We start from the raw sequence: 3,801 nt of genomic DNA, 5'->3' as shown, positions 1-3,801 counted from the left end.
CTTTAATAATAGTTTTAATTTTATTTTGTAATTCTTCGTGTTTTTCCATTTTCTGTCCCAGTTTGTCCCAACACCTTATTTATGATGATTTTGCTCTCAAAGCGAAGAGCATTCCTTAAACTAAACAAAGGTAATATTATGAAAAACATGAATCAAAGTGCCGCTGCACGAATCCAAGCAGCAGAAGCAAAAGCTAACAACGGCTTCGTTGAAAAGGGCGGCTTTGCTGCACGAGCTCAAAGAGCAGCTGCAAACAACCAACAAAACTCACGGCCAGCCCCGTCTAATGGCCCGAGTAAAACAGGAAACCCTTCAGGGACAGGCAGAGGTAATAATCCGCCAAAATCGAAATAAAAAGAGTACCTTTAGCGATACGCAAGTATCGCTATCTACATTGACTTAACTTACTAACAAAAGTGTTAATAAATTTCTTCTTGTTTGACAATAACTCCGCCTCAGGTACAACTTTCATTGTTTCATCTAATGCGCAAATACACATCCTGGCATTTACGCGTAAATTGTTTTTACTAATTTTTGCTTGAGGGTTAGAACAAAAACTAACTATTTCAACAATAGCACCGGTCGAGTAGCGACTAGGCTCAAGTAACTCTCTATCTAACTTATACGCACCCACAGCCCCTATTAATAGTGCGACTTTAGCTGTTAAAAACGGCTTCTTAAATTTTTTATAGGTGTGGCCTGCAAACGTTTTTGCACATTTACTACAAGTAATATGGTTTCCGTATTCTAAAGAGCTTTCTTCAGAACAGCAGGGGCAAACTAAGTTGAGCTGTTTTTCATTAGAGGTTGTATTTGGTGAGTTTCTGCTAGCGTCCATTGCTATACCTTTAAAATTCTTATGCCCACACCTTATTGATATTGCCTAAATAAATCAATAGAAATTAACGTTACTTGAATAAGTTTGTCGATATACCAAGAGTTATGTATATTAAATTTATACATAATTTGAGTAACTTAAATAGCTAACCAAAAACAACAAGGAGAGTGGTTTTCAAGCAAAGAAACGATGAAGCTCTTAAAAATATCAGACTGTGAGTTAATGCATCGTCGGGAACGTGGCGAGCTTAAGTTTGAAAAACGCGGACGTGCGTACTTTTATTATTTTGAAATCAAGGATGAATAAGTGATATTTCACGATTTACTACAAGAAATGCAAGCCAATGAGCAAAAAGTGTCTCCTCCCCAAGGCTTTCAAAAATATGTAAGTACCAATAATTTAAAGGCAAACACAGCAGCATCAATATCTATAGATTCGATAAAAAAGCTGCCAAAAACTTTACGAGATTATAATACGATGGTACTTAGGCTTGGCTCTCGCTTAGGCGATAATCAAACTTATTTTTCACTTGTAAAATCAAGTGATGTAAACGATTTCTTTTTTAATGACCAAGCTTTGTTTGGGCAATTGCAACCAGAGTTATTTTTACCAAACGTATCAATAAGAAGCTTATTTGCATTTCAGCTCCTGCCTAAAGTTACTGAAACCTCCGTTGTTAATCTAGCTATAGCATCAGGTCTAATGGCTGAAGCACTTAACTTAAAAGATGACAAAACTATAGTAGTCCCAGCAACGGGGCAAAGTACATTCACGTTTAGCTTTAAGCCACTCGCTAACGAAGACGTTATCCTTGAGCATATAAATGGCCAAGTTGAAATCGATGCTGTATTTGTTGCTAAGCGAGACGATAAAGAACACTTATTTGTGATAGAAGCAAAACATGGCGATAAGTTTGATTCACTAGCAAAACACAAATTGCTTTACCCTAGTTTAAGCCTATTACAAAAGCTCCCTTCGTCTATGCCTATAGTCCCTGTTTATCTGCGAAGTATAAAAACGGCCAAAGGTATTGATTTTTATATTGCTGAGTGTCCTTGCATTGTAAATCAACAAGATGAACTATATAGTTTGCATACATTGAGCCCCTGTAAAGTGCAGGCACTACATTTAGCAAATTATTAAACTATGAACGCAGAGCAATTTAAGCAACTTGTAAAAAAAGTAAAAATAGCAAAAAAGCTACCTGATGCAATTTATTTCCATAAAGATGCATTTGCTGATGCACCTGCCGATTTAGTTAAATTTATTAAAGTTGTTGCGCAAGCTTTAAAGGTTGATGAATCCGATTTCGACTTAATCAAGCTGTTTAAAAGTGACTTTAGGCTTTCATTGTTAAGCTACCCAACCTTTTATGATGATTCATACCCCGCGCTTAAACAAAGCGTAACTGTAGATCTAGCAAAGCTTAGTCATAAAATCACTAAGTACGATAACAGCGAAAACCCGCCTATTTTACACAGAAAAGAAACCATGGTTTCGCCAGCTAGTAAGTTTTACCAATTATTTTGTGATCTAACTGCAGAGGGCGAACAAGCGGGTCTATACGAAAATACCCGTATGATCGGTTTTAAAGGCTCGTGGGAGCGTTTAATTGCAAAGAAAGGATACGAACTAGTTGATGGTCGTTTATTTCGAAGCTCTGCCGTACAAAGCCCTGATAACGATAAAACAATAGACAGGCATTTAACGGCCATTGTACGACATGAACTTTCAGCTCCTTTAAAAACACTCGCTAAAAATGGCTTTTTGAGCGGCGACTATTCAATATTTGATTACGGGTGCGGCAGAGGCGACGACTTGCGCGAACTCGAAGCTCATGGGATAGATGCATTAGGTTGGGATTTAAACTACCGTCCTGATGCTGATAAAGTTATTTCTGACATTGTTAACATTGGTTTCGTAATTAATGTTATAGAAGACAGAGATGAGCGAATAGAAGCGTTACTTGGTGCATGGGAGCTTTCACAAAAGTTACTTGTTGTATCAGCAATGCTCGGAAACGAAACGCTGATAAGTCAGTTTCAACCATACAAAGATGGCGTAATTACGAGTCGTAACACCTTTCAAAAATACTACACGCAAGCAGAGCTTAAAGCATTTATAGAAATGAGCGTTGATGAAAACGCCATTGCTGTTGCACCTGGTATTTATTATATATTTAAAGATAAGCAGCTCGAACAACACTTTTTACAAAACCGTCATAAACGTGCTTATAAATGGCAGCACCTAACAGCGCCAGAACCTGTTAATGAAGAACAAGCGCGAATTTTATTTACACAACACCAGCAACTTTTTGAATCGTTTTGGTTAACATGCTTAACGCTTGGCCGCTGCCCAGCAAACAATGAGTTTGCGCAAAGTGACAAAATAAGAGAAGTCATTGGTTCAAATAAAAAAGCCCTGCAACTTGTTTTAAAATGGTTTGAAGAAGACGAGCTAACGACCGCCGAAACAATGCGTAAAGAAGATTTACTTCTTTACTTTGCTCTTGCTATGTTTGAAAAGCGAAAGCCTTACGCCCAACAACCTGAAGATTTAAAGCGTGATATAAAAGCATTCTTCGACACTTACAAAATAGCGCAGCACCAAGCCACTGAGCTGCTTTTTCAAATAGCAGATAGTGCATTAATTGAATCACTGTGCCTAGAAGCTGAGAAGATATTACCCGCGAGTAAAGTCGACTTTGAGAATAGGCTACCACACTCACTAACGCTTCATAAGGATTTTATAACTCTGCTACCTTTAGTACTTCGCGTGTATATTGGCGCAGCACTGCAAATGTATGGTGAGCTTGATGATATTCAGCTTATTAAAATTCACATACATTCAGGTAAAGTGACACTGTTAGGTTATGAAGGCTTTTATGATTCCCCTCTTCCGCGTCTAAAAGAGCGTGTAAAAATAAAAATGGCAGATCAAGATGTTGATTTTTTTGATTACAT

At 37.6% G+C, this 3,801-nt stretch carries 4 protein-coding genes; 3 read left to right on the top strand and 1 reads right to left on the bottom strand.

Annotated elements, in window-relative coordinates; translation table 11 throughout:
* The first annotated feature begins 138 nt into the window (after positions 1-138).
* On the top strand, positions 139-354 hold the full coding sequence (locus H5072_RS14075; protein ID WP_182693875.1) for a hypothetical protein: 216 nt from the start codon (positions 139-141) through the stop codon (positions 352-354).
* A gap of 31 nt (positions 355-385) precedes the next feature.
* Here the strand turns inward: H5072_RS14075 and H5072_RS14070 are convergent, their stop codons facing one another.
* Entirely contained in the window at positions 386-838 is a 453-nt protein-coding gene (locus H5072_RS14070; protein ID WP_182693874.1) for a hypothetical protein, read from the bottom strand.
* Positions 839-1,144: 306 nt separating this feature from the next.
* On the opposite strand from H5072_RS14070, the gene H5072_RS14065 reads away from it, so the two are divergent.
* Both H5072_RS14065 and H5072_RS14060 read left to right on the top strand, forming a co-directional pair.
* The gene (locus tag H5072_RS14065; protein ID WP_182693873.1) at positions 1,145-1,981 is read left to right on the top strand and encodes a DUF6997 domain-containing protein; all 837 of its coding nucleotides are present in this window, start codon (positions 1,145-1,147) and stop codon (positions 1,979-1,981) included.
* A 3-nt stretch (positions 1,982-1,984) separates the two neighbouring features.
* A partial coding sequence (locus H5072_RS14060) for a DNA phosphorothioation-associated putative methyltransferase (protein ID WP_182693872.1) occupies positions 1,985-3,801 on the top strand: 1,817 nt, incomplete at its 3' end.

Source organism: Pseudoalteromonas sp. SR45-5 (assembly GCF_014163565.1).
GTDB classification, from domain to species: domain Bacteria; phylum Pseudomonadota; class Gammaproteobacteria; order Enterobacterales; family Alteromonadaceae; genus Pseudoalteromonas; species Pseudoalteromonas distincta.
The sequence above is the reverse complement of the archived record's forward strand: the minus strand, read 5'-3'. Positions and strand labels throughout refer to the sequence as shown.